Here is a 25269-nt window from a genome sequence, read left to right as displayed (position 1 = left end):
CGCTTCAGAGCAGGGCCGCGTCCAGCAGCTGACGGGTGTACGGCTGGCGCGGCGCGGCGAACAGTTCGCTGGCCGGCCCCTGTTCTACTACCACGCCTCCCTGCATCACCAGCACCTGGTGACAGAGGGCGCGCACCACTGACAGGTCATGGCTGATAAACAGGTAGCTGAGTCGGTGCTTCTCCTGCAGGCCCCTCAGCAGCCCGATGATCTGGGATTGGACGGTGCGGTCGAGCGCGGAGGTCGGCTCGTCCAGAACGATCAGGCGCGGCTTGAGAATCAGGGCCCGGGCGATGGCGATCCGCTGGCGCTGGCCACCGGAAAACTCATGGGGGTAGCGGTGGCGAGCCTCGGGGTCGAGCCCCACTTCCCGCAGGGCTTCAATCACCCTGCGCGCTTTCTCCGCCGGCGGCTCTTTACTGTGAATATTAAGCCCTTCGGCGACGATTTCGCCGACGGTCATGCGCGGGCTCAGGCTGCCGAACGGATCCTGGAACACCACCTGTAACTGGCGCCGGAGGGGCTTGACGGCTTTCTGGTTGAGCGCGTGAATGGGCTCGCCCTCGAACCTGATTTCGCCGCGGCTGCCGAGCAGGCGCAAAACCGCCAGCCCCAGGGTGGTCTTCCCTGAACCGGACTCGCCGACGATCCCGAGGCACTCGCCCTGGCGAAGCTGCAAGCTGACCCCGTCAACGGCCTTGATATGTTCCTGGGCGCGCTGAAAAAAGCCTTTTTTAACCGGGAACCAGACCCGCAGGTCAGCGGTTTCCAGCACCTGAGGGGCGTTGGGAGCCAGGGCGCTCGGCTGGCCGCTGGGTTCCGCGTCCAGCAGCTTGCGGGTATAGGGGTGCTGGGGCGCCTCGAACAGGGCTTCGGTGCTGTTGTGCTCCACCACTTCGCCCTGGTGCATAACGCAGACCTGGTGGGCATAGCGCCGCACCACGTTGAGATCGTGGCTGATCAGCAGAATGGCCATGCCCAGCTTCTGCTGAAGCGACTTGAGCAGCTCGAGGATCTGCTCCTGGATGGTGACGTCCAGGGCAGTGGTCGGCTCGTCGGCGATCAGCAGCTCCGGCTCGTTGGCCAGTGCCATGGCGATCATCACCCGTTGCCGCTGGCCGCCGGAAAGCTCGTGAGGATAGGTGCGCAGGCGCTTTTCAGGCTCGCGGATACCCACCAGGTGCAGCAGCTCGAGGGTGCGCTCCCGGGCCTGGGCTCCACGCATGCCCTTGTGCAGCAGCAGGGCTTCCCCGATCTGTTTTTCCAGGGTGTGCAGCGGGTTGAGGCTGGTCATGGGCTCTTGGAAAATCATTCCGATGCGCCCCCCCCGCAGCTGACGTAGCTGGGGTTCGTCCAGCTGCAGCAGGTCCTGGTCCCGGTAGTGAATATGGCCGCTCGGGTGGCTGGCCTTGGGGTAGGGGAGCAGGCGCAGAATCGACAGGGCGGAAACCGATTTCCCGGAGCCGGACTCGCCGACGATGGCCAGGGTGCGCCCGGCAGGGATATCAAAGCTGACCCCGCGCACCGCGTCGACCTCGGCCCCTTCCTGGTGAAAGCGCACGCTCAGGTCGCGAACCCGGACCAGCGGAGAGGTGGTGTCAGCGATCATGGTTGCACCTTGCGGGGGTCAAAGGCGTCGCGCACCGCCTCGCCGATAAAGATTAACAAGGTCAGCATCAGCGACAGGACGATAAAGGCGGAGAGGCCGAGCCAGGGGGCGTGCAGGTTGGCCTTGCCCTGGGCCACCAGCTCGCCCAGGGAGGGGGAGCCCGGGGGCAGGCCGAAGCCGAGAAAATCGAGAGCGGTGAGGGTGACCACCGACCCGTTGAAGATAAAGGGCATGAAGGTCAGGGTCGCCACCATGGCGTTGGGCAGGATATGGCGGAACATGATCAGCCGGTTGGAGAGGCCGAGGGCCCGGGCGGCGCGCACGTACTCCAGGTTTCGTCCGCGGAGGAATTCCGCCCGCACCACGTCCACCAGCTGCATCCAGCTGAACAGCAGCATGATCCCCAGCAGCCACCAGAAGCTGGGCTCGACGATACTCGCCAGGATAATCAGCAGAAAGAGCACCGGCAGCCCCGACCAGATCTCGATAAAACGCTGGAAAAACAGGTCCACCTTGCCGCCGTAATAACCCTGCACGGCGCCGGCCACTACCCCGATCACCGAACTGGCGCCGGTCAGCACCAGGGCGAAGAGTATGGAGATGCGAAAGCCGTAGATGACCCGGGCCAGCACGTCCCGCCCCTGGTCGTCGGTACCCAGCCAGTTCTCGGCGCTGGGTGGGGAGGGCGCCGGTACCTTGAGCTGGTAATTGATGGTGTCGTAGCTGTAGCGAACCGGCGGCCAGAGGATCCAGCCGTCGCCTTCCTCCACGATCAGTTGCTGCAGGTAGGGATCCTTGTACTCGGCTTCGGTGGCGAAATCGCCGCCGAAGTGGGTCTCCGGGTAGGTCTGCCAGAGGGGGTAGTGCAGCTCTCCCTTGTAGCGAATCAGAAGGGGGCGGTCGTTGGCGATCAGCTCGGCGCCCAGGCTGAACACGAATAAGCCGAGAAACACCCACAGCGACCAGTACCCGCGCTTGTTATTGCGAAAGTTTTCCAGGCGGCGGCGGTTGATCGGGCTTAGCGTCATCTCACCCCTCGCGGCTCTCGAAGTCGATGCGGGGGTCGACCAGCACATAGGTGATGTCGCTGATCAGCTTCAGCAGCAGGCCGATCAAGGTAAAGATGTAAAGGGTGCCGAAGATGACGGGGTAATCCCGGTTGATCACCGCCTCGTAGCCCAGCAGACCGAGTCCGTCGAGGCTGAAGATCACCTCGATCAGCATGGAGCCGGTGAAAAAGATACCGATCAGGGCGGCGGGCATGCCGGCAATGATCAGCAACATCGCGTTACGGAACACGTGCCCGTAGAGGACCTGGTTTTCCTTGAGGCCCTTGGCCCTTGCGGTGAGCACGTATTGCTTGTTGATCTCGTCGAGAAACGAGTTTTTAGTCAGCATGGTGAGGGTGGCGAAACTGGAGATCACCGAGGCCAGCACCGGCAGCGTAATGTGCCAGAAATAGTCGCCGATCTTGCCGAGCAGGCTGAGCTCGTCGAAGTTGGGGGAGGTGAGTCCGCGCAGGGGGAACCAGTCGAGGTAGGTGCCGCCGGCGAAGAGCACGATCAGCAGGATGGCGAACAGGAAGTTGGGGATCGCGTAGCCGACGATGATCGCGCTGCTGGTCCAGACATCGAAGGGCGTGCCGTCGCGCACCGCCTTGCGAATTCCCAGGGGAACAGAGACCAGATAGGTGATCAGTGTGGTCCAGAGCCCAAGGGAGATGGAGACCGGAAGTTTTTCAATAATCAGGTCCACCACCGGCTTGTCGCTGAACAGGCTGCGCCCGAAATCGAATACCAGATAGCTTTTGAGCATCTGCAGAAAACGCTCGTGGGCGGGCTTGTCAAAGCCGTAGAGCTTTTCGATATCGGCGACGATCTGCGGGTCCAGGCCCCGGGCGCCCCGGTAACTGCCTTCGCCGCTGCCGCTACCCCCCTGCACCACGTCGCTCTGGATGGAACTGCCCATGCGCGCCGTGGCGTCGGTGTTGAGCCCTTCGAGCTGGGCCAGGGTCTGCTCCACCGGCCCGCCGGGCGCCGCCTGCACGATGAGGAAATTAATGGTGAGGATGCCCAGCAGGGTAGGGATGATCAGCAGCAGCCGCCGCAGGATGTAAGCACCCATCAATTGCGTTCCGTGTCATCCCTTGCCGCGGCGTTCAGCCACCAGGTGTCCAGCCCCAACGAGTAGTCGGGACGCTTCTCCGGGCGCTCAAAGATATTCCAGTAGGCGACGCGATAGCTACTGATGTGGAACTGGGGAATCACGTAATGGTTCCACTGCAGTACCCGGTCCAGGGCGCGGGTGCGCAATACCAGCTGCTCCCGGTCCGGGGCGGCGATCACCTGCTGTACCAGGTAATCCACGGCAGGGTTCTTGATTCCGATCAGGTTTCGGCTGCCGGGTTGATCGGCCATTTCGCTGTGCCAGAACTCGTGCTGCTCGTTGCCGGGGGAGGTGGACTGCCCGTAGCTGTAGACAACCATGTCGAAGTCGAAGGCGCGCAGGCGGTTGATGTACTGGCTGACATCGACGATGCGCACGGTGACCTTGACCCCCAGGCGCTCCAGGTTGCGGATAAAGGGCGCCACTACCCGCTCGAACTCTTTCTGCACCAGTAACAGTTCGAACTCCAGGGGCTTCCCGTCTGCATTGCGCAGGGCGCCGTCGCGGACGGTCCAGCCAGCCTCGCGCAGTATGGACATGGCCTGGCGCAGCTGCTGGCGGTTTTGACCGCTGCCGTCGGTGGAGGGCGCCCGATAAACCTCGTTGAACACCTCGGCTGGCACCTGGTTGCGAATGGGCTCCAGAATGGCTTTCTCGGCCGGGGTAGGCAGCACATCGGCGGCCATCTCGGAATTGGAAAAATAGCTGTGGGTGCGGGTGTAAGCGTTGTAGAAAATGTTGCGGTTGGTCCACTCGAAGTCAAAGGCGTAGGCCAGCGCCCGGCGCACCCGTGGGTCGCTGAAGATCTCGCGCCGGGTGTTGTAGATGAAGGCCTGCATTCCCGTGGGGTTGCTGTGGGGAATCTCCTCGGTGACCGCATCGCCGCTTTCGAACATGGGGCCGGTGTATCCGGTGGCCCAGTTTTTGGAAGAATTCTCCTGGCGGAAGTCGTACTCGCGGGCCTTGAAGGCCTCTAGGGCGACCGTGCTGTCGCGGTAGTAGTCGTAGCGAATCGTGCCGAAGTTATTTCGGCCGCGGTTCACGGGCAGGTCCTTGCCCCAGTAGTCGGGGCGCAGGGCGTAGGTAACCGAGCGACCGGGGTCAAAGTCACTGACCCGGTAAGGGCCGGAGCCGACCGGCGGGTCGAGGGTGGGGGTGGTGAAGTCCCGCTCCTCCCAGTAATGTTTCGGCAAAATGGGCACCTCCCCGACGATCAGCGGCAGCTCGCGGTTATCGGTGGCGCCGAAGTGAAATTTGACGCGAGTCGGGGAGAGCGCTTCGATCTGGGTGATGCCCGCGTAATAGGCGCGGTAAAAGGGATTGCCCTGCTCGCGCAGCAGCTTGAAGGTGTGGATCACATCGTCGGCCAGAACGGGCTCGCCGTCGCTGAAGCGGGCCTCTTCCCGCAGGTTGAAAATGGCCCAGCTGCGGTCCTCCGGGACCTCCAGAGACTCGGCAATCAACCCGTACTGGCTGAACGGTTCGTCCTGGGATTTATACATCAGGCTGTCATAGACCTGGCCGATGCCGTCCGCGGCTGTGCCCTTGATGATGAAACCGTTGAAGCTGTCGAAGGTGCCCAGGGCCCAGTGGCGCAGCGTGCCGCCCTTCGGGGCCCCTGGATTGACGTAGTCCAGGTGGTGGAAATCGGCCGGGTACTTCGGGGCGCCGTGCATGGCGATCCCGTGCTGGGGGGCCGGTGCCGCCTGCAGCAGCAGGGGCAGCAGCCCCAAGGCCAGCAACAGGGTACGGCGAAGCAGTTTGGCGGTCATGGCGTGGTTCCCTTTGTCCGTAGCCGTTTTTTTATAACAGCTTACGTGTCCCTTGCAAAAAAAACGAACGCCAACCCCGTGATGAGTGCCCGGTGACGGGGCTAGTGTGCCGTTCTTACGTCCACGTAAAGGGTGAGCCGTTGTCCCGGCTGCAGGTACTTCGCCTGGGCCGCCTTGCTGTTCCAGCGCTTGATGTCGTTCACCCCGACATTGAAGCGGCTGGCAATGCGGGCGAAGGAATCACCGCTGCGCACCCGGTAGCCGATCTTGCGGACCAGGTTACGGCTGTCGCTGTTGCTGGCCAGGGTCTGCCCGCCCGCCTGCCAGATCACCAGCTCCTTGCCGACCCTTAGCGGGTCGCCGGGGGCCATCTGGTTCCAGCTCGCGAGCTCGCGCACGCCGACATCGTGCTCCTGGGCGATCTCCCAGAAGCTGTCGCCCGGCTTCACCTGGTAACGGAGCTTCTGTTTACCCGAGCGCAGGGCAATACGTTGGTTTTTCTTCGCCTGCCGCTGGCCGGCGCTGTAAGCATAGATCTTAGCCTCCTCGGAGGCGGTGGGGATCAGCAGCATCTGTCCCGCGCGGATCATGTGGTCATTGAGGTTGTTGGCGGTCCGAATGGTCTGCACCGTGGTTTTATGGGCCTTGGCGATGGTGCTGAGGCTGTCGCCCTGGCGGATTTTGTAGCGGGTCCAGTTCACCCGCTTTTCGACGGGCAGTTGGGCCAGGGCCTGCTGGAAGGCCTCCGCCTTGGCAACGGGGACCAGCAGCTGATGGGGGCCTTCAGGGTCGGTGGCCCACTGGTTGAAACCCGGGTTCAGCAGGTAAAGCTCGTCGATGCTGATCTCGGCCAGCGTCGCCGCCTGCGCCAGATCGATCTGACCGCCGGTGTCCACCGCGGCAAAGTAGGGCTCGTCGGCGAGGGGCTCGAGTTCGATGCCGTATTTTTCCGGCTCCTTGAACAGTCGGGCCAGGGCGATCAGCTTGGGCACGTAGGCGCTGGTCTCCCGTGGCAGGGTGGAAAGTGACCAGAAGTCGGTGGGGCGTCCCTTCTTGCGATTGTGGCGCATGGCCTTGGAGACATTGCCGCCGCCGGCGTTATAGCCGGCCAGGGCCAGCAGGTAATCCCCGTCGAAGCGGCGGGCCAGCTGTTCCAGGTAGTCCAGAGCCGCCTGGGTGGATGCGGTAATGTCGCGCCGGCCGTCGTACCACCAGCTTTTGCGCAGACCGAAATGACGGGCGGTGCCGGGAATGAACTGCCAGGGGCCGGCGGCGCGGCCGTGGGAGTAGGCAAAGGGGTCGTAGGCGCTTTCAACGATCGGCAGCAGAGCGATTTCGGCCGGCATGCCGCGTTCGATCACCGCGTGCAGGACGTGGTGATAGTAGCGTTTGGCCCGGTCAACCACGCGGCTGATGTAGCGCGGGTGGCTTTTGTACCAGTTGAGTTGGGCTGTAACCCGCGGATCATCGGTGGCCAGGTCGAGGCCGAAATTGTCCCGGGTCAAATCCCAGAGATTTTTGCTCGGGGTAGGGGGCGGGGCGGTCTCTGGCCCCGCGAGTGCCACCGGGATCGCGGCATCGGCAGGCTGTCGGGTGGATGACCGCTCAACAGTCAGGCTGGCCGGGGTGGTTTCAAGCTCAAAGTTGTCCTGCTCATCGGATGGGAAGAGCGGTACGCCGGTAATTACCGTGAAAGGGCGGTTGCTCGCGGCGTCCGCCGCCACAGGGTTGTCTTCGCCGGTCTCAGTGGGCTTGATCGGAAGCAGGGACTGGCAGCCGCTGAGCAAGCTCGCGGCAAAAACCAGTGCCCAGCGGTGGCGAAAAACTGTCACGGTGTGGCCATCCCCTGTTGGTTGGTGCCGCTGATGTGCGGCGGTTGACGATAGCCTGCGATTCTAGGGAGGCCCCTTTCGGTTCGCAAGGACCAAGATCAAAGGATGGGCAGATTGCTCCGCCCGGGGCGCCACTGCTCAGAAGTTGTCTTTCCACTGACGGATCACCGAGAAGATCTGATCCTCCGAATCCAGCGGCGTCCCGGCCCTTTTGCTGGCCGCATCCGATACCGCCGGCTGGTCGGTACGCATGAAGGGGTTGATTGCCTTCTCGACGCCGATGGAGCTGGGTACGGTCGGGCGTTCCTGGGCTCTCAGCCCCTGGCACTCTTCTATTTTTTCCGTGATTCGCGCGTTGCCGGGTTCCACCGCGGCGGCAAACTTGAGATTGGCGAGCGAGTACTCGTGGGCGCAATAAACCTTGGTCTCGTCGGGCAGCGACTTGAACCAGGTCATGGCGGCGCGCATCTGTTTTGGCGTGCCTTCAAACAGGCGTCCGCAGCCGGCCAGAAACAGGGTGTCGCCGCAGAAGAGTCGAGCCGGGTGATTCTCTTGTAAGTAGCTGATATGGTCCAGAGTGTGCCCGGGAACAGCAGCTACTTGAAACGGCAGACCGAGCACCTCGATGCGGTCTCCGTTGTTCAGGCCTTGGTCGATCCGCTGGAACGGGGATTGCGCCGGCCCATACACCTTGGCGCCCGTGGTGGCGGCCAGTTCTTCAACACCGCCGGTATGGTCGGGGTGGTGGTGGGTGATCAGGATAGCCTCCAGGGCCAGATCATGGGCACTCAGGTAGTCGGTGACAGGACTCGCGTCGCCCGGGTCAACGACGGCGACCCGGTTGGAGCCGTCAACCTGCAGTACCCAGATATAATTGTCGCTGAAGGCGGGAAGGGGGTGGACCTTTAACATGGACAAAACCTCGAGCTTCGATACCAGGCGATTGGGCAGGATACTCTATAATTGACGGATTTCTAAACCATGGCCGTAAAGAACCGCGGAAATGACGCCTTGAGTGACTCCGACAGCCCCAGCACCGCATCGGCGGTGGCCCGCTGGTTTGAGAGCGAGCTGGGCCGCAACCTGCTTGAAGCCGAACGGGAGCAGGTAAAAACCGTGATGCCGGGGGTTTTTGGCTACCACCTGCTGCAGATCGGTGTGTTCTCCGACGCCTCTCTGTGTGACGGGGCCAATGCAGGGCACCGTTTCCTGCTCCTTCCCCGGGTCGAGCTGGGCATGCCGGAAGAGGCTGTCGTCGGAGGGTTTGACCGTTTGCCTTTCGCAAATGACTGTATCGATGCGGTGGTGCTGCATCACGCCCTGGATTTTGCCGAGAGCCCTCACCAGCTGTTGCGCGAAGCGGCCCGGGTGCTGAGGCCCGGCGGTAAACTGGTGGTGGTTTCATTCAATCCGGTCAGTTTCTGGGGAGTGTTTCGATGGTGGCGCCGGCGAAAGGCTCAGCCGCCCTGGCAGGCTCACTTTATCGGCCGCCACCGCCTGAATGACTGGCTCGCCCTGTTGGGATTGGGCCGCGAGCGCACCCTGTCCGGCTTTTACCGGCCACCGATCACCAGCCAAGCGTGGATGCGCCGCCTGGGCTTTCTCGAGCGCTGGGGCGCCCGTTACCTGCGCAACCAGGGGGCCTTTTTGGTGACGATCGCCAGTAAGGAAACGTTGGCGGGGGTCAAGGTCGGTAGGGGGTGGCGGCAGCGCCTGGCGATGCCTCTGGTGCGCCCGGCCCTGCCGCGGGCGGAGACCGAGGCCGCCCGGGTTGGCCCGGTTACAGGGTGCGACAAAACCGCCGGAGAAACTCGACCAAAGTCCTAAGCCGGAGCGTGAGGAAAATTTCTCTTGCGGCCTCTTATGGGTTAAAAGGCTATAAATATCATGAGCTTATGCTATAGATGATGCTGGCATAACCTCTTGTTAATGATTTCTATCAAAAATATTAATTATTTTTAATGATCTGCTCGGGCTATGGTTGAGCCACCCAGGATGGCCGGACCCCGGCTATCTGGATGATGAGAATAAAACAACAGGAGTCGTCTCGATGAATTCGAGCAACTTGATCAATGAAGGTCTGGCACTGATGGGCTTCGGCATGGGGTTCGTCTTTGTGTTTCTGACCCTGTTGGTGGTCATGACCACGCTGATGTCCCGCTTGGTCAACCGCTTCCTTCCCGAGCCTGTGCCGGTTCCCGCCAAGCCCCGCGCCGCGGCGGCGCCCGCAGCGGGTGCCGGGGACCAGGAACAGCTGGTGGCGGTAATCTCGGCTGCGATTCGGCAATACCGCAGCCGCCACAAGCAGTAGCGTTTCATATCAAGCTCAATCCACTTCCGCGTAGATAAAAGGCCATACCATGACCGATACCAAGAAACCCCTGGGTATTACCGATGTAGTGCTGCGCGACGCGCATCAATCTCTTTTTGCCACCCGCCTGCGTCTTGAAGACATGCTCCCCATCGCCGAGAAGCTTGACCAGGTCGGCTTCTGGTCCGTTGAAACCTGGGGCGGGGCGACCTTTGATGCCTGTATCCGCTACCTGGGCGAAGACCCCTGGGAGCGAATCCGCAAGCTCAAGGCGGCCATGCCGAAAACGCCGCAACAGATGCTTTTCCGCGGTCAGAACATCCTCGGTTACCGACACTACGCGGACGATGTCGTCCGTCGTTTCGTGGAACGCGCCGCGGTCAACGGGGTCGACGTTTTCCGCGTGTTCGATGCCATGAACGATGAACGCAACCTCGAAACCGCCATCAAGGCGGTGCTTGAGAACGGCAAGCACGCCCAGGGCACCATCTCCTATACCATCAGCCCCATCCACACCATCGACATGTGGGTCGAGATGGCCAGGCGTATCCAGGACATGGGCGCCCACTCGGTGTGCATCAAGGACATGGCCGGCCTGCTCAAGCCCTATGAAGGGTTCGAGCTGGTCAGCCGCCTCAAGGCGGAGCTGGAGATTCCGGTTCATATGCAGTGCCACGCTACCACCGGTCTTTCCACCTCTACCATCGTCAAGTGTGTGGAGGCGGGGATCGACAACGTCGACACGGCGATTTCCTCCATGTCGATGACTTACGGCCACTCGCCCACCGAGTCCGTGGTTTCCATTTTCGAGGGGACGGATCGCGACACTGGACTGGACATCAACCTGCTTGAGGAAATAGCGGCCTACTTCCGGGAAGTGCGGAAGAAGTACGCCAAGTGGGAAGGGTCCCTCAAGGGGGTGGATTCACGGATTCTGGTGGCCCAGGTTCCCGGCGGCATGCTGACCAATATGGAGAGCCAGCTCAAGGAGCAGGGCGCCGGCGACAAGCTGGACGAGGTGCTCGAAGAGATTCCCCGTGTCCGCGAAGACCTGGGCTTTATCCCGCTGGTTACCCCCACCTCCCAGATCGTCGGTACTCAGGCGGTGCTGAACGTCCTGACCGGCGAGCGCTATAAGAGCATTTCCAAGGAGACTGCCGGCATCCTCAAGGGTGAATACGGCGCCGCGCCCGCGCCCTTCAACAAAGAACTGCAGGCCCGGGTTCTGGATGGCGCCGAGCCCATCACCTGCCGCCCGGCCGATTTGCTGGCGCCGGAGATGGACAAGCTGACCGAGGAGCTGCGTGCGCTGGCCAAAGAGAAAGACTTCCGCCTGGAAACCGGTGAGCGCGAGCTGGACGACGTCCTGACCTACGCCCTGTTCCCGCAGATCGGGCTGAAGTTTCTTGAGAATCGGGGCGACGCTTCCGCCTTCGAGCCCGCGCCTACCGAGGCGGACGCGGCTGCTGCCAGCGCCCCCGCCCCCAAGGTCGCGGCAAAGCCGGCCGGAGGCGAAGAGGTCTACACCGTGGCCGTCAACGGCCAGAGCTACGTGGTGCAGGTGACCGAGGGTGGCGATGTGAGCGCCTTGGCTCCCGTCGCTCAACCGGCTCAGGCGCCCCAAGCTGCAGCGGCGGCGCCCGCCGCCGGTGATGGCGAGCCCGTGAGCGCGCCCTTGGCGGGGAATATCTGGAAGGTCGAGGTTTCTCCTGGCGATATGGTCCAGGAGGGAGATGTGCTGGTTATCCTCGAAGCGATGAAGATGGAAACCGAAGTCCGTGCGGCGCGCGCCGGGACCGTGGCTGCCGTGACCGTCAAAGAGGGTGATTCCGTCGCGGTCGGCGATACCCTGTTGAACCTGTCGTAAGGGCCGAGCGCTATGGATAAGCTGATCAACCTTTTCGTCAGCTCCGGTATCTATCAGATACAGTGGGGCCAGGCGGTGATGATTGTGGTGGGGCTGGGTCTGCTGTTCCTCGCGATCAAAAAGAACTTTGAGCCCCTGTTGCTGGTGCCGATCGGGTTCGGGGGCATTCTCGCCAACATTCCGGAGGCGGGGCTTGCGTTCTCCGCGGTGGAGAATGCCCTGCACCTGGGCAAGCCTGAGCTTATTGCGCAGATCGGCCAGGCCCTTGGGATCGATTCGGTCGATCCCAAGGTCATCAAGCAGGCCTATGCCAGTGCAAGCCACAGCGCCCACAATGCCGCCGCAGCGGTAGCGATGGACGGTGGCTTCAACAACGGCATGCTCTACAACTTTTACCTGGTGGCCATTGCCAGTGGTGCCGCGCCCTTGATCATCTTCATGGGGGTGGGGGCGATGACCGACTTCGGTCCGCTACTGGCCAATCCCAAGACCCTGTTCCTGGGCGCCGCTGCCCAGTTCGGCATCTTTGCCACGGTGCTCGGCGCCGTGGGACTGACCGCGCTGGGGCTCATGGAATTCTCCATCCAGGATGCGGCCGCCATCGGCATTATCGGTGGCGCGGACGGCCCCACGGCGATCTACGTGGCCAGCCTGCTGGCTCCGCAGCTGCTCGGTGCCATCGCGGTTTCGGCCTACTCCTACATGGCCCTGGTGCCGATGATCCAGCCGCCGATCATGCGTGCCCTGACCACCCCGGAGGAGCGCAAGCTGGCCATGACCCAGCTGCGGCCGGTGAGCAAAACCGAGAAGATTATGTTCCCGCTGGTGCTGCTGATTCTGGTGGCGATGCTGCTTCCGGACGCGGCGCCCCTGCTCGGTATGTTCTGCTTCGGTAACCTGATGCGTGAGTGCGGTGTGGTGGAGCGGTTGAGCGATACGGCGCAGAACGCGCTGATCAATATCGTCACCATCTTCCTGGGGCTGTCGGTGGGCTCCAAGCTCAGCGCCGACAAGTTCCTGGATATCAACACGCTGGGCATCCTGGGGCTGGGGATTATCGCCTTCGGCATCGGAACCGCCTGCGGGGTCTTGATGGCCAAGCTGATGAACAAGTTCAGCAGCACGCCCATCAATCCCCTGATCGGTTCGGCCGGCGTCTCGGCGGTGCCGATGGCAGCACGGGTCTCTAACAAGATCGGCCTGGAGGCGAACCCGCAGAACTTCCTGCTGATGCATGCCATGGGACCCAACGTGGCAGGGGTTATCGGTTCGGCGGTGGCAGCCGGGGTGATGATCAAGTTCGTCGGCTGACGGCCGCCCTGCGCTGATACCAGCGTCGTTGAATTAGCGGCACTGGTTGGATAAAAACCCGGCTCTCTGGCCGGGTTTTTTATTCGCCTGAATCGCGCGTTTCTAAATGGGTTCGCTCAGCGTGCAGCGCATTGACGAGGGCCCACCGGTTAGCGATGCAGTTTAACCTGGGTGGCGATCTGCTCGAGGTGTCGCTCCCAGGTTCCGCAGCAGCCGCCCCAGATGTCGATGTGAGGAAACCGTCGGGCCAGTTCGCCCATCTGTTCTCCGAGATCCTGGGGGTCGCCATCCTCTAAATGACCGAGCTTACAGAGCGATATTTTGTCCATCATGGCGGCGTTTGGTCGCAGACAGCGAACCCGTTCAAACCAGGCGGCCTGTTCGATCGCCGGGCTGAACTCCAAGGGGTGTGAGCAGTTGATCCCGTAAAAGTCAGGGCGGCGGTCACCGGCCTTGAGGTCAACGGTTTCGATGGCTTGCTTTAGTGTCGGGCCGGATTTGAGGCGATGGTTGCTGTCCAGGGTAAAGGACATGCAGAGCGGCAGTTGGCACCGGGCGGCTGCTCTTGAAACGCCTACCGCTTCGGGGACGTTGTTGAAGGTGGCGGCCCAGACCAGATCGACATCGGCTTGTTGCAGGGTCTCCAGCTGAGTGCTGTGGTACGCCTCTGCCTCCTGGGCGGAGATCGTTTTGTTCAGGGCGTAGGCATCCCCTCGCGGTCCAACCACGCCGACGATTTGAATGTCGGCAATCTGGCCTTGGTAAGGCTTGGCAACATCCCGCAGGAATTCAATCGCGCGCAACTGCATCTCGGCGAGCCCTGTATTCGAGTAGCCCAGCAGTGAACCCCAGTCGGGGCTTGCGCGGTAATCCAGCCCGCCGACAAGCGCGTTGAAGCCATGCTTGGCGGCGGTATCAAGGTAGCGTTGATACATGCCGTTCAGGGCGGACACCGCTTTGGGGTTGTCGAGCAGGGGGAACATGGCAAAGTGCGGCAGCTCAAAGCCGAACTTGTACATGATTTCGGTTTCGGTGCCGCCTTCGGTCATGTATAGGACACCGTCCTGTTGCGGGGGAAACCGATGTCTCACCTTTTCCAGCCTCCGGCTCGTTAAGTCTCGATTCGTTGCCAGGGCCCTGCGGGACTAATTTAACCTGCTGGCTCCGGGTTAACTCTAGACGCCGCCCGTGGGACTATCCAGCTAAGTGCGCGCTAGATAAGTCAGGGGGCAGGGGCCGAGGGGGATAAACAAAAATCCCCGCACAAGGCGGGGATTGGGGGGGCGCAGGCCGATTTGAAGATCGGCAGCTGTATCAGTGGTTGAGAATTTGGCTGAGGAACAGCTTGGTCCGGTCGGACTGCGGGTTGTTGAAAAACTCCTGCGGCTCGTTCTCTTCGATGATCTGGCCGCCGTCCATGAAGATCACCCGGTTGGCCACGGTTTTGGCAAAGCCCATCTCGTGAGTCACGCAGAGCATGGTAATCCCTTCCTGGGCCAGCTCGATCATGACATCCAGCACCTCCTTGATCATCTCCGGGTCAAGCGCCGAGGTGGGCTCGTCAAAGAGCATGACCTCGGGGTTCATGCACAGGCTGCGGGCGATCGCGACCCGCTGCTGCTGGCCGCCGGAGAGCTGGCCAGGGTACTTGTGGGCCTGCTCGGGAATCTTGACCCGCTCCAGGTACTTCATGGCCGTCGCTTCGGCCTCCTTGCGCGGGGTCTTGCGAACCCAGATCGGCGCCAGGCAGCAGTTCTCCAGCACCGTGAGGTGCGGGAAGAGGTTGAAGTGCTGGAACACCATACCCACTTCCCGGCGGATGGTCTCGATGTGCTTTAGGTCGTTGGTCAGGGTAGTTCCGGAGACGATGATATCGCCCGACTGGTGTTCCTCGAGTCGGTTGAGGCAGCGAATCATGGTCGACTTGCCTGAACCCGAGGGGCCGCAGATGACGATCCGTTCACCCTTGTTGACGGTCAGGTTGATGTCCTTGAGGACGTGGAAATCACCGTACCACTTATTGACGTTTTTTAACTCGATCATCACCTGGTCGGAGACGCTCATGGAATCGGTAGACATTACAAACTCCTAATTCTTATATACCTGGCGCGCTTACTGGCGCGCGCCGTGGCCGGTGTGCAATTTGCGTTCGAGATACTGGCTGTAGCGGGACATGGCGAAACAGAAGACCCAGAACACGAAAGCGACGAATACGTAGCCTTCGGTGGAGTAGCCGAGCCATTTCGGATCGGCCAGGGCCGACTGAACGATGGCCAGCAGGTCGAACAGGCCGATGATCAGCACCAGGCTGGTGTCCTTGAACAGGGCGATGAAGGTGTTCACGATACCCGGGATGACGATCTTCAGCGCTTGGGGCAGGATGATCAGCCCCATCTTTTTCCAGTAGCTCAGTCCCATGGCGTCAGCCGCTTCGTACTGGCCCTTGGGAATGGCCTGCAGGCCGGCGCGGATGACCTCCGCCATGTAGGCGGACTGGAACAAAGTGATGCCGATCAGGGCCCGTACCAGCTTGTCCAGATCGATCTCCTCGGGCGCGAACAGCGGTAGCATGACCGACGCCATGAAGAGAATGGTGATCAGCGGAACCCCACGCCACACCTCGATAAAGATGGTGCAGAAAGAGCGCACGATGGGCATGTGAGAGCGCCGTCCGAGTGCCAGCATGACACCGATCGGCAGGGAGGCGACGATGCCCACCAGGGCCAGCACCAGGGTCAGGGTCAGTCCGCCCCACTTGTGGGTTTCCACCACCGGCAGGCCGAAAGAGCCGCCATGGAGCATGAAGTAGGCGATGACCGGGAATACCACCAGGGTAAACAGGGCGATCCAGCCCCGCTTGGGGGTCTTTTCATAGATCATTCCGGCCAGCAGCAGTCCCAGCAGGACAAACAGGGTGTTGATGCGCCAGTACTCGCTCTCGGGGTAGAAGCCGTAGAGGAACTGGTTCAGACGCACCGAGACAAACACCCAGCAGGCGCCGCCACTGGTGCAGGCATCCCGGCTGTCGCCGATCCAGTCGGCGTCGATAAACGCCCATTGGATCAGCGGAACCAGGTTGGTCACCAGCAGATAGCCGATCACCAGGGTCAGAATGCTGTTGAGCGGGGTGTCGAACAGGTTGTTGCGAAGCCAGCCGATAGGCCCGGAGGTGCTGGTGGGCGGCGGCAGGTCAGGCAGTTTTTTGTCGTTTATGATCATTGAATTAACGCTCCACCAGCGCGACGCGCTTGTTGTACCAGTTCATGAACAGCGAGACCAGCAGGTTGATGGTCAGGTACACGGCCATGGTCATGAAGATGATCTCGATCGCCTGGCCGGTCTGGTTCAGGGTGGTGCCCATGAATACCGAAACCAGATCGGGGTAACCGATGGCGGTGGCCAGAGAGGAGTTCTTGATCAGGTTCAGATGCTGGCTGGTTAGGGGTGGAATGATGACTCGCATGGCCTGAGGAATGACCACCAGGCGCAGGGTACGGCTGTTGCTCAGGCCAAGCGCGTGGGCGGCTTCGGTCTGACCGTGGCTGACCGCGAGAATACCGGCGCGAACCGTCTCGGCAATAAAGGTGCCGGTGTAGATGGTCAGGGCCAGCAGCAGGGCGATCAGTTCGGGGATGATGGTGGTGCCGCCGCGGAAGTTAAACCCACGCAGCTCCGGGTAGTCCCAGCTCAGCGGAGAGCCGGCGAGCAGAAATACCAGGCCGGGTACCACGATCAACAGCGCCAGTGAGGCCCAGCCGACAGGGAAGTACTTGCCGGTGGCGTCCTGGCGCTTGTGATTCCAGCGTACCAGAAACACGATGCCGATGATGGTTGCCACCAGGGCGATGACCACGGCGGAAAAGCCGCTCTCGAACACCGGCGAGGGGATATAGAGTCCGCGAATGTTTAGGAAACTGCCGGCCCCGAGCTCGATGCTCTGGCGGGGGGAGGGCAGGGTCTGAAGCACGGCTACATACCAGAAGAAAATCTGCAGCAGCAGCGGAATGTTGCGGAAAGTCTCGATGTAGACCGCGGCTACCTTGGCTACCAGCCAGTTATGGGAGAGGCGGGCCACCCCCATGACAAAGCCGAGCAAGGTCGCCAGGATGATGCCAAGAAAAGAGACCAGCAGTGTATTGAGCAGGCCGACGATAAAGGTGCGGCCAAAACTATAGCTGGAGTCAAAGGGGACCAGCGTCAGCAGGATATCGAACCCGGCTGCTTGACTGAGAAACCCGAAGCCGGTGGTAATCCCCCGGTTATCAAGGTTGGTAAGCGCGTTATTAATGACGTAATAAAAGAAACCCACGATTGCTAGGATCATCAGTACCTGAAACAGCATTGCCCGTTTGTCGGGGTCGTTCCAGAACTTGGGTTTCGAGGAGGGCGCCACGCCTTTGTTCACATCGGTGGGCATGGAAAAAGCTCCCGAAGGCAGTTAATCAATTAATTAGGTATAGATGAGAGCCGGGACGACGGCAAAGGCCGTCCCGGCGGTGCGCGGTAGGATTAGCGCATGGGGGGGGCGTAGAGGAAGCCGCCCTGGTTCCAGAGGGCGTTGATGCCACGCTCGATGCCCAGCGGAGAGCCGGCGCCGACGTTGCGCTCGAACACTTCGCCGTAGTTGCCGACCTGCTTGACGATCTGGTAGCCCCAGTCATCGGCGAGGCCCAGGCCCTCTCCCTTGGGTCCTTCAAGACCGATCAGGCGCTTGATGCTGGGATTGTCGCTGCTCTCCTTCATGCTGTCGACGTTGGCGGAGCTCAGGCCCAGCTCTTCGGCGTTGATCATCGCGTTCAGAGACCACTTGACGATGTTGAACCACTGGTCGTCACCCTGGCGTACGACGGGGCCCAGGGGCTCCTTGGAGATCACCTCGGGCAGTACCATGGCGCTGCTCGGGTCAGCCAGCTTGATGCGCAGGGCGTAGAGCTGGGATTGGTCGGAGGTGAGCACGTCGCAGCGGCCGGCCTCGAAGCCCTTGACGGTCTGGTCAGAGGTGTCGAAGACGATCGGGTCGAACTGCATGTTGTTGAGCTTGAAGTAGTCGGACAGGTTCAGCTCGGTAGTGGTGCCGGACTGGATGCACACCGCGGCGCCGTCCAGCTCCTTGGCGCTCTTGACACCCAGGTTCTTGCTGACCAGGAAGCCTTGACCGTCGTAGTAGTTAACCCCGGCGAAGTTCAGGCCCAGGGTGGTGTCCCGGGTCTGGGTCCAGGTGGTGTTACGGGACAGCACGTCGATTTCGCCGGACTGCAGCGCGGTGAAACGCTCTTTGGCGGTCAGGGGAATGTACTTAACTTTGGACGCGTCACCCAGGACGGCGGCGGCGATGGCGCGACAGACGTCGACGTCCATACCTTGCCAGTTGCCTTTCTCATCAGGGTTGGAGAAGCCGGGAAGGCCGGTGCTGACGCCGCACTGTACAAAGCCTTTATCTTTGACGGCGTCGAGAGTGCCCTCAGCCTGGGCCGCGGTGGACATGCCCACGGCGATGGCTGACAGGGCTGCAACGGAAGCGATCTTTTTCATGATTTTTCCTTATTGGTAGATTCGCTGCCTGCGAACAGGCAGAACCACAGTTAATTTTTATGGTTAATCGCAGTTCTTATAGCAAAGGCTGTGCCAGGCGTTGAAAATAATAAACATGTTCGAACGCCAAGCGTTCGCCGGTTTCTGAAACGCTCAAACTGGCGCCCTCGGCGGAACAGGTCCGCAGCCCTTGCGGTGCCTAAAGATTGAAGCAAATGCGGATGGGGCCAACAATATCGCTAGTTGGTGCAGGGTGTTGCTGAGTGTCGGCATTAGAGCGCCAACTAGCATCGGTTTTTCGCTGTTTTGGCTTATTGGGTTAAGCGCCTGGGGAGGGGAGTAACAGAGTGGGTGGAAACTACCCACTCTGTACTTGCACCGTAATGGTGCGCGCTGGTGATTGATGGTGCACTTGCGGGGTGCGCTCAGGTGGAAGTCACCCAGAGCACTTCCGCGTCCTGGTCGCTGATGGAGATCAGTGCATGGCCCATGCTTCCGTCATAGTAGCTGCTGTCGCCGGCATGAAGATCCACCGGCTCGTAGAATTCGGTGTAGAAACGCACGCTACCGCTAAGGATAAGCAGGAACTCTTCTCCGTCGTGGCGCACCCACTGGGGGTAGTCTTCGAAGCGACGGGCCCGGACTACGGATTTGTAGGGCAGCATGCGCTTGTTGGTCAGCTGGCCGGCCAGCATTTCGTGCTCGTAGGTTGGGGTGGGGTGGGGCTTGCCCTCGCCGGCCCGGGTGATGTCGCGACGGCCGGAGGTGCGCGAGTCGCTAGCGCTGACAAAAAGCTGGGGAATGTCGATATCGAGCCCCTGGGCCAGCTTCTGCACGGCCTGGAAGGTGGGGGAGATCTGCTCGTTTTCGATCTTCGACAGCGTAGAGCGCGCCAGCCCGGTGCGGCGGCTGGCTTCCTCAAGGGTCAGGCTGTTGGCCAGGCGAAGTTCGCGAACCCGTTTTCCCAACTGAAGCGGCTCCAGGTTCGACTCGCTGCCTTGCCGGCCTTTATCCCGTTCTTTCTCGATCATCGAGGCGGGGGTTTCATCAGCCATGGGGTACTCCGTTGTTTCTTAAAGTGAACGCAAATTGCATCCGAAGGCCGTTTTGATATTGAGCCGGATGCCACTATTTCGGCCTAAATCGCAATGATAGCGCAATATTTTTTCAGGCTCTAAGCCATCTCCGGGGACGCGGTTCTGCGGTGCGCGTTTCCTAAAGGAAAAATAGTTGATCGCTTCTCTCGGGCTTTGTTAGGCTCCGGGGACCCGTGATCGCCGGCGGCAGTCGGCCGCGCTCGGCCCTTGGCGTCTAAACAGCCCTGGCATTGCAACCCAACCGGGAGTCTCTATGTCACTGAGTATTTTCGACCTCTTTAAAGTGGGGATCGGGCCCTCCAGCTCTCACACCGTCGGCCCCATGTGGGCGGCGCAGCGTTTCCTGGCCCAGGCAAGAGGTCTTGGATTGCTGGAAGGAGCCGGCAGGGTTCGCGTGTGCCTTTACGGCTCACTGGCCATGACCGGTAAGGGGCACGCGACCGATGTGGCGGTGCTGCTCGGGCTTTCCGGGGAGCAGCCGGACAAGGTGGACCCCGACCGGGTGCCCGGGATCGTCGAAACTATCCGTGCCAGCCGTGTCCTGATGCTCGACGGGGTTCAGCGGCTGGCCTTCAGCGAATCCCAGGACCTGCTTTTCCTGTGCGGCGAGCGTCTTGCGCAGCACCCGAACGGGCTCAGTTTTGAACTCTTCGACTGCGCCGGTGTGCGCACCCTTAAGAGCCGCTATTTTTCGGTGGGGGGCGGTTTCGTACGCAGCGAGGAGGAGATGGACGCGCCCGAGGGGGCGCCAGCGGGGGAAGGTGCCGGTCCGGGCGAGGTGCCCTACCCGTTTTCAAATGCCCGGGAGTTGTTGGCCCTGGGGGATGAATCGGGCCTGAGTATCGCTGCAATGGTGCTGGCCAACGAGGCAGCACGCCGTCCGATGGCAGAGGTCGAGGCGGGCTTGCGGCAGGTCTGGTCGGTGATGGAGGCGTCCATCGAGCGCGGCTGTCGGCAAACCGGCGAGCTGCCGGGTGGGTTGGGGGTCAAGCGGCGTGCCCATGATCTCTATCGGGAGCTGACCCAAGCGCCTGAGGCGGCGCTGCGGGATTCGCTCAGCGTGATGGACTGGATCAATCTCTATGCCATGGCGGTGAACGAGGAAAACGCCGCGGGTGGACGGGTGGTGACTGCCCCTACCAACGGTGCCGCCGGGGTGATACCGGCGGTGCTCGCCTACTACACGCGGTTTGTGCCCGGCGCCAACGAGGCGGGCGTTTCCTGCTTTTTGGCCACGGCCGCTGCGGTAGGGATGCTGTACAAACGCAACGCGTCCCTTTCTGCCGCCGAAGTGGGGTGCCAGGGAGAGGTGGGTGTGGCCTGCTCCATGGCGGCCGCCGGGCTGGCCGCGGTAATGGGCGGCAGCAATGCGCAGATCGAGAATGCCGCGGAAATCGGCATGGAGCACAACCTGGGGCTGACTTGTGATCCCGTTGCTGGGCTGGTGCAGGTGCCCTGTATCGAGCGCAATACCATGGGGGCGGTAAAAGCCTTGAACGCCGCGCGCTTGGCGTTGCGCGGCGACGGGCGTCACCAGGTATCGCTGGACAGTGTGATCGAGACCATGCGTCAGACCGGGCGTGATATGCAGGACAAATACAAGGAAACCGCTCAGGGCGGGCTGGCGGTCAACGTGGTGGCCTGCTGAGGCAGCCGGTCTGTTAACGGGTGGGGGCTGTCAATCCGGTACCACTGCTTAGTGGCCGGGGAGTCTGAACGGGTTAAAGAGGCGGTGGGGGAAATAGGGCACCGGAACACGGCGCCCGAAAGGTTGGTCAACGACTGAATCAGCCCTCCAGCTTGATGTTGAAGTGCTGGCGCCCGTACCAGCGGGGCTCTTCCTTATCATTCTGAATCAGATAAGAATTCTTACCCAGCTCTTGGACTTGGTAGGCGCTGCTTTCCGTCAGTTGATCTTCAAACCCTTCGTTACGAACACACTCGATAACCATTCGGTTAACTTCATCTGTGGCGGTAGAACCGGGCCCTCCTTCGCACCGTGCAGCCGCTCGGGGACATGCCCCTTCTTATTTTTGATCGGAATCCCTCCGAATCTGGGTTTTGGCCCAAGGGATCTCCCCGGGTCGTTGGCAATGTATCGAATAAAAGGGGGTTGGGAAAGCCGTTGTGCGCAATTCGTTGGATTGCGCACAAATAGTGATTTTTGCCGCAGAGTTGTGCCGCGTTCATCCTGGGTTTCAGGTCTTTGCCTGCAGGTGCCGATCAGTGCGCTGGGTCGGTGGTGGGCGGCAGGTGTTGACGCGATTCCGCGTTGGAGCCAGCGAGGAGCTCATAAAGGTAGCCGGGTAGGGCATTGGACAGGGTGTTAACCAGCCGGGTGTCCGTGTAGGCGCGGTTGCGCGCCGCGGCTTTGATCGGCCAGCGCCGCGAGGCGAGGACGGTCTCGGGCCCGCTCAGGGTTAGCTGCAGTGCACCGCGCCGCCAGTACCAGCCGCTTTCCCATTCCGTCGGCTCCAGCAGCAGTTCTGCCTGCAGTAGGGTTGGGCTCTGGGGCGAGGTGGAAATGCCCAGCGATTCGGCGGCGCTTTCAAGCAGGGGGTGCAGGGCAGGGTCTGGCACTTCCAAGCGCAACTGCAGCTGTCCAAGCTGGGTTTCAAGTGCTGACTCGATTTCGCCTTGGGAGTAGGGAGGCGGCGGCGCCGCTGCCTCCAGTACCTCGAGCTTCCGGGCCAGGGCCTCCCGTTCCCGTTGCAGGTGGCGGGCTTGTTCCAGGCGGGGAATGGCTGCCAGGGGCGGTGCGGCGCTCGCGGCGCGCATCTGCTGCGCCAGACGCCCGTCCAGATCCGCGATTCGTCTTCCCAGGGAAAATGCGGCCGGGGCTTTCTCCAGCACCGCGAGCGCGTAGTGGCGCCCGTCTTTCGCTTGCCACTGTTCAGCGATCCGAGCACCCTCGATTACCTGCTCCCCGGAAACCGCAATGATCCGGCGGCTCCGGCGGATGACTTCGGGGTCTTCGTCGCGGGCGCTCTGGCTCTGGACGAAATCCAGCCCGCGGTCTTCGACGTGCAGCTGAAATATCTGTGCGAGGTTGGCCAGCGCCCGCCGTTGGGCGTCGTTGGGGTCTTGAGCGCTGCCGTCCGCTCGCAGGTAACGCTCGGGTGGGTAGGACTCCGTCGATTGTTGCCAGGGGGGAAGGGGGGATGTGCCGCACCCTGCGCCGGCGAGGACGAGTAACAGCAGGAGGGCGTTTCGGACTGGGCGGGTATCAAGCATCGGCGGGCTCCTTAATGGCAGGATAGCGGAACAGCCGGCCGCTGGCCGTGTGCAGCAATAAAAGTCCGATTCGATGGCGGGGCGCCGCCGTTGAGCGACCGCCAATTTCTACCTCAAGGTTGACTGGCGCCGCGGGCAGGGGGATGCGGGCGAGGAGAATATGGGAAGGCAGGCTGCTCCAGCTGCGCAGGTCCGCCACCTCGCCCAGGGTCAACGCCAGATCCACCAGCACTCCCAGTATCTCGTCCGTGGCGCCGGCCTCCCTGGAGATGTGGAACTTGGCGAATGCCCGGGAGGTCGCCGCCGCGATCAGCGCCGGGCGTTGCCGAGCCAGGTCCTCGCGCACCCGCTGCTCAAGGTTTTCCAGCGGCATGGCGTGCCAGAGCCCGTCGCCAAGGGTGATGGGCTCCTCGCGGGGCGGCGGGTAGCTGGCGGCGTAGATGGGCAGTGCAAACGCCAAGTGCTGTCGTAGCGCCGGGTTGTACAGGCGCAGTTGCTGCGGGACCCGCGGGGATATCTGGCCCTGCCAGAGCAGTACTACCAGCTCTTGCCCCGCGGGCTGAGCGGGTGAGGAGGGCGCCGGGGAGGTTAGCCCCAGCTGCTGGCGCATGCGCTCCAGGCTTAGCGTCAAGCCTGCGGGCGGCGTTTCGTCCCTGGCTTCCAGCAGCTCCGAAGCATCCCGGTAGGCGATCAGGGCGTTATCCCACTCGCCGAGAATTTCGAATACCAACCCTGCTACAAACCGGGTGCTGGCAAGCTGGCCGTTAAGGCCGCCGGCGCTGGCCAGACGCCTAAAGAGCAGATCGGCCTGAAGCGCCTCCACCCGGGCCCGGGCGGGCTCCCCCAACAAGAGGTAATTGAGCATGGCTAGTTGGTGCAACAAGGCTTGTTCGCTGGGTGTGGGTAGGTAGGCGCGCAGGGTTTCATTAAGGGCTCCGGCGCCGAGGGTTTCGGTGATGCTGGTTGCTTTCAGTTCCGAGAGCTGCGGTGTGATTCCATGCAGCAAGAGATTGCTGGCGGCAAAATGGCCGTTAAGGTGTTCAAACAAGGCCCGTTGCAACCCGTGCAACAGTCGGTCTTCGGAGGCCGGTTCCGCCTCGTTCAGCACTTGCAGCGAGCTGGAGGGCTCTCGATTGGTAAGTGCCGGGGGCTGGGGGGCGAGGCCCCAGTGGCTGAGGGAGCAGCCGCTCAGCAGCAGTGCGCCCAGGCAGCAGCAGAGTTGATTTGGCATCGACACGGGGCTGGATCAATAGCGGATTCTGGCGTTATCGACCCGTTTCTTGATCTTTTTCTGACCCAGCCAGACTTTGCGGTTGTCCGCCAGGCTGATCATGGACAGGTCTACCTGGTAGTAGCGCACCTGTTGTCGGTCATTGGCGTCGATAATGGTGTTAATTTGACCGTTGAGCAAAAAGTCGGCGCCCAGCTCCTGGCCGGCCGGATTGCGCGTTGCCTCCTGCGCGTGAAGGTCCTGGTCAAGACGTTCATCGCGCACCTGGCGACGTTCCTGCGGGTTGGCGACAAAGGTCACTTGGCCAGAGTTGACCAGGGCGCGCTCGATATCGGCCAGAAAGGCCTGGACGTTGATGTGTTCGTGACTGAGGTTGCGAATGGAGCCGAGTATTACGGCAGGGCGGTGTCCTTCGTCGCGATGAAAATCAGTGATCCAGGGATGGCTTAGCGCATCCTCGATCATCGCTTCGGCCACCAGGCGTGAGTCGGTATCGTTCCAGGCGCCGCTCAGATCCACCTGCTCCTGCGGTGCGATCCGGGTAACCTGGGTGCCGCAGGCCACCAGCAACAGGCAGATGCAGGCTAGGGCGCCTCTCATGGCTGGCCTCCGTTTTCCCTGGCGAAACGGTCGAAGCGCTGTGGCCCCTGCTCGCGCAGGTAGCGTCGCAGGTCTTCGTGCAGTGCTTCTGTGCGCTCCAATGTTGCATCCACCTCTTTTAAATCCAGTTCCGCAAAGGCATACAGGTCGCCGGTCTGCGTGTCCCGCCAATGGGCAAGAATGCGACTTCCGGCCAGGGCCACGCGGCTGCTGGTCTGCAGCACCTGGCGCACGCTGGCATCGCTGGCCGGTCCTTGGCTCTGACTGTACGCATCCAGGGTGGCCTCGACGTAGGTCGAGAGTACCTTGGCGATTTCCGCGCGGGCCCGGCTGTCCGCGGTTGCGCGCTGCAAAGCCAAGTCGCCGACAGGGGGGGCGAGGCCGACCCCCTGGATAAGTCTTCCTTGCTGGTCGCTCACAGCCTGGGTGCCTTGATTGACCCAGGGCGGGGCGTCTTTGATACCCAGGTCGGATTCAACCTGGGTACGGCTGCTGCAGCTGGCACAAAGGGTCGCGACCAGTATCAGTAGTCCTGGCATCAGTAAGCGGTGCTGAGTCAGGCGCTTAAGGCCCCTATCCATCGTCTGCTCCTCGGTAAGTATGGCGCTTTGGAGGTCTCTGTTAACAGCATAGGCCAAGGGCGTTTTCATCGATTGACGAGGCCCGCCTGCCAGGCGCGCTTTATGGCCGGAAGGGGCCGCTCCTGG

Annotated in this window: 22 protein-coding genes; 5 read left to right on the top strand and 17 right to left on the bottom strand. The window is 61.8% G+C overall.

What is annotated here, in order from left to right; genetic code table 11:
- Positions 1 to 4 precede the first annotated feature (4 nt).
- From JGZ97_RS08215 to gloB, 6 genes are all read right to left on the bottom strand, one after another.
- Complete coding sequence (locus tag JGZ97_RS08215; protein ID WP_207062135.1) at positions 5 to 1609, bottom strand: ABC transporter ATP-binding protein; 1605 nt, start codon at positions 1607 to 1609, stop codon at positions 5 to 7.
- Entirely contained in the window at positions 1606 to 2637 is a 1032-nt protein-coding gene (locus tag JGZ97_RS08210) for an ABC transporter permease (RefSeq protein WP_207062134.1), read from the bottom strand. Before JGZ97_RS08210 ends, JGZ97_RS08215 begins: the two co-directional genes overlap by 4 nt.
- A gap of 1 nt (position 2638) precedes the next feature.
- Positions 2639 to 3733, bottom strand: coding sequence for a microcin C ABC transporter permease YejB (locus JGZ97_RS08205; protein ID WP_207062133.1), 1095 nt, complete (start codon positions 3731 to 3733; stop codon positions 2639 to 2641).
- The gene (locus JGZ97_RS08200) at positions 3733 to 5547 is read right to left on the bottom strand and encodes an extracellular solute-binding protein (RefSeq protein WP_207062132.1); all 1815 of its coding nucleotides are present in this window, start codon (positions 5545 to 5547) and stop codon (positions 3733 to 3735) included. The genes JGZ97_RS08205 and JGZ97_RS08200 overlap by 1 nt, the downstream gene beginning before the upstream one ends.
- 101 nt (positions 5548 to 5648) lie before the next feature.
- Positions 5649 to 7379, bottom strand: a complete 1731-nt coding sequence (locus tag JGZ97_RS08195; RefSeq protein ID WP_370584030.1) for a LysM peptidoglycan-binding domain-containing protein — start codon at positions 7377 to 7379, stop codon at positions 5649 to 5651.
- A gap of 138 nt (positions 7380 to 7517) precedes the next feature.
- On the bottom strand, positions 7518 to 8291 hold the full coding sequence (gloB, locus tag JGZ97_RS08190) for a hydroxyacylglutathione hydrolase (protein WP_207062131.1): 774 nt from the start codon (positions 8289 to 8291) through the stop codon (positions 7518 to 7520).
- A 69-nt stretch (positions 8292 to 8360) separates the two neighbouring features.
- On the opposite strand from gloB, the gene JGZ97_RS08185 reads away from it, so the two are divergent.
- From JGZ97_RS08185 to JGZ97_RS08170, 4 genes are all read left to right on the top strand, one after another.
- The gene (locus tag JGZ97_RS08185) at positions 8361 to 9206 is read left to right on the top strand and encodes a class I SAM-dependent methyltransferase (RefSeq protein WP_207062130.1); all 846 of its coding nucleotides are present in this window, start codon (positions 8361 to 8363) and stop codon (positions 9204 to 9206) included.
- A 223-nt stretch (positions 9207 to 9429) separates the two neighbouring features.
- Positions 9430 to 9690: an OadG family protein gene (locus JGZ97_RS08180; RefSeq protein WP_207062129.1), complete on the top strand. Its 261-nt coding sequence runs from the start codon at positions 9430 to 9432 to the stop codon at positions 9688 to 9690.
- Between the two features lie 49 nt (positions 9691 to 9739).
- Complete coding sequence (gene oadA, locus JGZ97_RS08175; RefSeq protein WP_207062128.1) at positions 9740 to 11557, top strand: sodium-extruding oxaloacetate decarboxylase subunit alpha; 1818 nt, start codon at positions 9740 to 9742, stop codon at positions 11555 to 11557.
- A gap of 12 nt (positions 11558 to 11569) precedes the next feature.
- Positions 11570 to 12868 (top strand): sodium ion-translocating decarboxylase subunit beta, encoded by a 1299-nt coding sequence (locus JGZ97_RS08170; protein WP_207062127.1) that lies wholly within the window; start codon positions 11570 to 11572, stop codon positions 12866 to 12868.
- Between the two features lie 149 nt (positions 12869 to 13017).
- On the opposite strand, the gene JGZ97_RS08165 is transcribed toward JGZ97_RS08170, so the two are convergent.
- From JGZ97_RS08165 to JGZ97_RS08140, 6 genes are all read right to left on the bottom strand, one after another.
- On the bottom strand, positions 13018 to 13917 hold the full coding sequence (locus tag JGZ97_RS08165; RefSeq protein ID WP_242521620.1) for a homocysteine S-methyltransferase family protein: 900 nt from the start codon (positions 13915 to 13917) through the stop codon (positions 13018 to 13020).
- Between the two features lie 265 nt (positions 13918 to 14182).
- A complete protein-coding gene (locus JGZ97_RS08160) occupies positions 14183 to 14911 on the bottom strand; it encodes an amino acid ABC transporter ATP-binding protein (protein WP_207062263.1) in 729 nt (242 codons plus the stop codon).
- 69 nt (positions 14912 to 14980) lie between these two features.
- Positions 14981 to 16087 (bottom strand): amino acid ABC transporter permease, encoded by a 1107-nt coding sequence (locus tag JGZ97_RS08155; protein WP_207062125.1) that lies wholly within the window; start codon positions 16085 to 16087, stop codon positions 14981 to 14983.
- 4 nt (positions 16088 to 16091) lie between these two features.
- Complete coding sequence (locus tag JGZ97_RS08150; RefSeq protein ID WP_207062124.1) at positions 16092 to 17285, bottom strand: amino acid ABC transporter permease; 1194 nt, start codon at positions 17283 to 17285, stop codon at positions 16092 to 16094.
- Between the two features lie 92 nt (positions 17286 to 17377).
- Positions 17378 to 18400 (bottom strand): amino acid ABC transporter substrate-binding protein, encoded by a 1023-nt coding sequence (locus JGZ97_RS08145; RefSeq protein ID WP_207062123.1) that lies wholly within the window; start codon positions 18398 to 18400, stop codon positions 17378 to 17380.
- A gap of 425 nt (positions 18401 to 18825) precedes the next feature.
- Positions 18826 to 19431 (bottom strand): helix-turn-helix domain-containing protein, encoded by a 606-nt coding sequence (locus tag JGZ97_RS08140; protein WP_207062262.1) that lies wholly within the window; start codon positions 19429 to 19431, stop codon positions 18826 to 18828.
- A 319-nt stretch (positions 19432 to 19750) separates the two neighbouring features.
- Here JGZ97_RS08140 and JGZ97_RS08135 point away from each other — a divergent pair, with 319 nt between their 5' ends.
- Positions 19751 to 21145, top strand: a complete 1395-nt coding sequence (locus JGZ97_RS08135) for an L-serine ammonia-lyase (protein ID WP_207062122.1) — start codon at positions 19751 to 19753, stop codon at positions 21143 to 21145.
- 139 nt (positions 21146 to 21284) lie between these two features.
- On the opposite strand, the gene JGZ97_RS08130 is transcribed toward JGZ97_RS08135, so the two are convergent.
- The 5 genes from JGZ97_RS08130 to JGZ97_RS08110 form a co-directional block, all read right to left on the bottom strand.
- On the bottom strand, positions 21285 to 21449 hold the full coding sequence (locus tag JGZ97_RS08130; RefSeq protein WP_207062121.1) for a hypothetical protein: 165 nt from the start codon (positions 21447 to 21449) through the stop codon (positions 21285 to 21287).
- A 271-nt stretch (positions 21450 to 21720) separates the two neighbouring features.
- The gene (locus tag JGZ97_RS08125; protein ID WP_207062120.1) at positions 21721 to 22731 is read right to left on the bottom strand and encodes an LPP20 family lipoprotein; all 1011 of its coding nucleotides are present in this window, start codon (positions 22729 to 22731) and stop codon (positions 21721 to 21723) included.
- A complete protein-coding gene (locus JGZ97_RS08120) occupies positions 22724 to 23962 on the bottom strand; it encodes a hypothetical protein (RefSeq protein WP_207062119.1) in 1239 nt (412 codons plus the stop codon). The genes JGZ97_RS08125 and JGZ97_RS08120 overlap by 8 nt, the downstream gene beginning before the upstream one ends.
- Positions 23963 to 23977: 15 nt before the next feature.
- Complete coding sequence (locus JGZ97_RS08115) at positions 23978 to 24562, bottom strand: penicillin-binding protein activator LpoB (protein WP_207062118.1); 585 nt, start codon at positions 24560 to 24562, stop codon at positions 23978 to 23980.
- Positions 24559 to 25143, bottom strand: coding sequence for a hypothetical protein (locus JGZ97_RS08110; RefSeq protein WP_207062117.1), 585 nt, complete (start codon positions 25141 to 25143; stop codon positions 24559 to 24561). Before JGZ97_RS08110 ends, JGZ97_RS08115 begins: the two co-directional genes overlap by 4 nt.
- Positions 25144 to 25269: the final 126 nt, after the last annotated feature.

Origin of the sequence: Motiliproteus sp. SC1-56 (genome assembly GCF_017309075.1) — a bacterium.
Classification (GTDB): Bacteria; Pseudomonadota; Gammaproteobacteria; order Pseudomonadales; family Balneatricaceae; genus Motiliproteus.
This window is presented reverse-complemented; position numbering and strand designations above follow the sequence as displayed.

Excerpts from the sequence above, each read along its gene's own strand:
- JGZ97_RS08170 (WP_207062127.1), top strand. The coding sequence starts at position 11,570 with ATGGATAAGCTGATCAACCTTTTCGTCAGCTCCGGTATCTATCAGATA.
- JGZ97_RS08165 (WP_242521620.1), bottom strand. The coding sequence starts at position 13,917 with ATGACCGAAGGCGGCACCGAAACCGAAATCATGTACAAGTTCGGCTTT.
- JGZ97_RS08125 (WP_207062120.1), bottom strand. The coding sequence starts at position 22,731 with ATGCTTGATACCCGCCCAGTCCGAAACGCCCTCCTGCTGTTACTCGTC.
- JGZ97_RS08210 (WP_207062134.1), bottom strand. The coding sequence starts at position 2,637 with ATGACGCTAAGCCCGATCAACCGCCGCCGCCTGGAAAACTTTCGCAAT.
- JGZ97_RS08145 (WP_207062123.1), bottom strand. The coding sequence starts at position 18,400 with ATGAAAAAGATCGCTTCCGTTGCAGCCCTGTCAGCCATCGCCGTGGGC.
- JGZ97_RS08140 (WP_207062262.1), bottom strand. The coding sequence starts at position 19,431 with ATGATCGAGAAAGAACGGGATAAAGGCCGGCAAGGCAGCGAGTCGAAC.
- JGZ97_RS08130 (WP_207062121.1), bottom strand. The coding sequence starts at position 21,449 with ATGGTTATCGAGTGTGTTCGTAACGAAGGGTTTGAAGATCAACTGACG.
- JGZ97_RS08110 (WP_207062117.1), bottom strand. The coding sequence starts at position 25,143 with ATGGATAGGGGCCTTAAGCGCCTGACTCAGCACCGCTTACTGATGCCA.
- JGZ97_RS08150 (WP_207062124.1), bottom strand. The coding sequence starts at position 17,285 with ATGCCCACCGATGTGAACAAAGGCGTGGCGCCCTCCTCGAAACCCAAG.
- JGZ97_RS08215 (WP_207062135.1), bottom strand. The coding sequence starts at position 1,609 with ATGATCGCTGACACCACCTCTCCGCTGGTCCGGGTTCGCGACCTGAGC.
- oadA (WP_207062128.1), top strand. The coding sequence starts at position 9,740 with ATGACCGATACCAAGAAACCCCTGGGTATTACCGATGTAGTGCTGCGC.
- JGZ97_RS08160 (WP_207062263.1), bottom strand. The coding sequence starts at position 14,911 with ATGATCGAGTTAAAAAACGTCAATAAGTGGTACGGTGATTTCCACGTC.
- JGZ97_RS08115 (WP_207062118.1), bottom strand. The coding sequence starts at position 24,562 with ATGAGAGGCGCCCTAGCCTGCATCTGCCTGTTGCTGGTGGCCTGCGGC.
- JGZ97_RS08135 (WP_207062122.1), top strand. The coding sequence starts at position 19,751 with ATGTCACTGAGTATTTTCGACCTCTTTAAAGTGGGGATCGGGCCCTCC.
- JGZ97_RS08205 (WP_207062133.1), bottom strand. The coding sequence starts at position 3,733 with ATGGGTGCTTACATCCTGCGGCGGCTGCTGCTGATCATCCCTACCCTG.
- JGZ97_RS08120 (WP_207062119.1), bottom strand. The coding sequence starts at position 23,962 with ATGCCAAATCAACTCTGCTGCTGCCTGGGCGCACTGCTGCTGAGCGGC.
- JGZ97_RS08185 (WP_207062130.1), top strand. The coding sequence starts at position 8,361 with ATGGCCGTAAAGAACCGCGGAAATGACGCCTTGAGTGACTCCGACAGC.
- gloB (WP_207062131.1), bottom strand. The coding sequence starts at position 8,291 with ATGTTAAAGGTCCACCCCCTTCCCGCCTTCAGCGACAATTATATCTGG.
- JGZ97_RS08200 (WP_207062132.1), bottom strand. The coding sequence starts at position 5,547 with ATGACCGCCAAACTGCTTCGCCGTACCCTGTTGCTGGCCTTGGGGCTG.
- JGZ97_RS08180 (WP_207062129.1), top strand. The coding sequence starts at position 9,430 with ATGAATTCGAGCAACTTGATCAATGAAGGTCTGGCACTGATGGGCTTC.
- JGZ97_RS08155 (WP_207062125.1), bottom strand. The coding sequence starts at position 16,087 with ATGATCATAAACGACAAAAAACTGCCTGACCTGCCGCCGCCCACCAGC.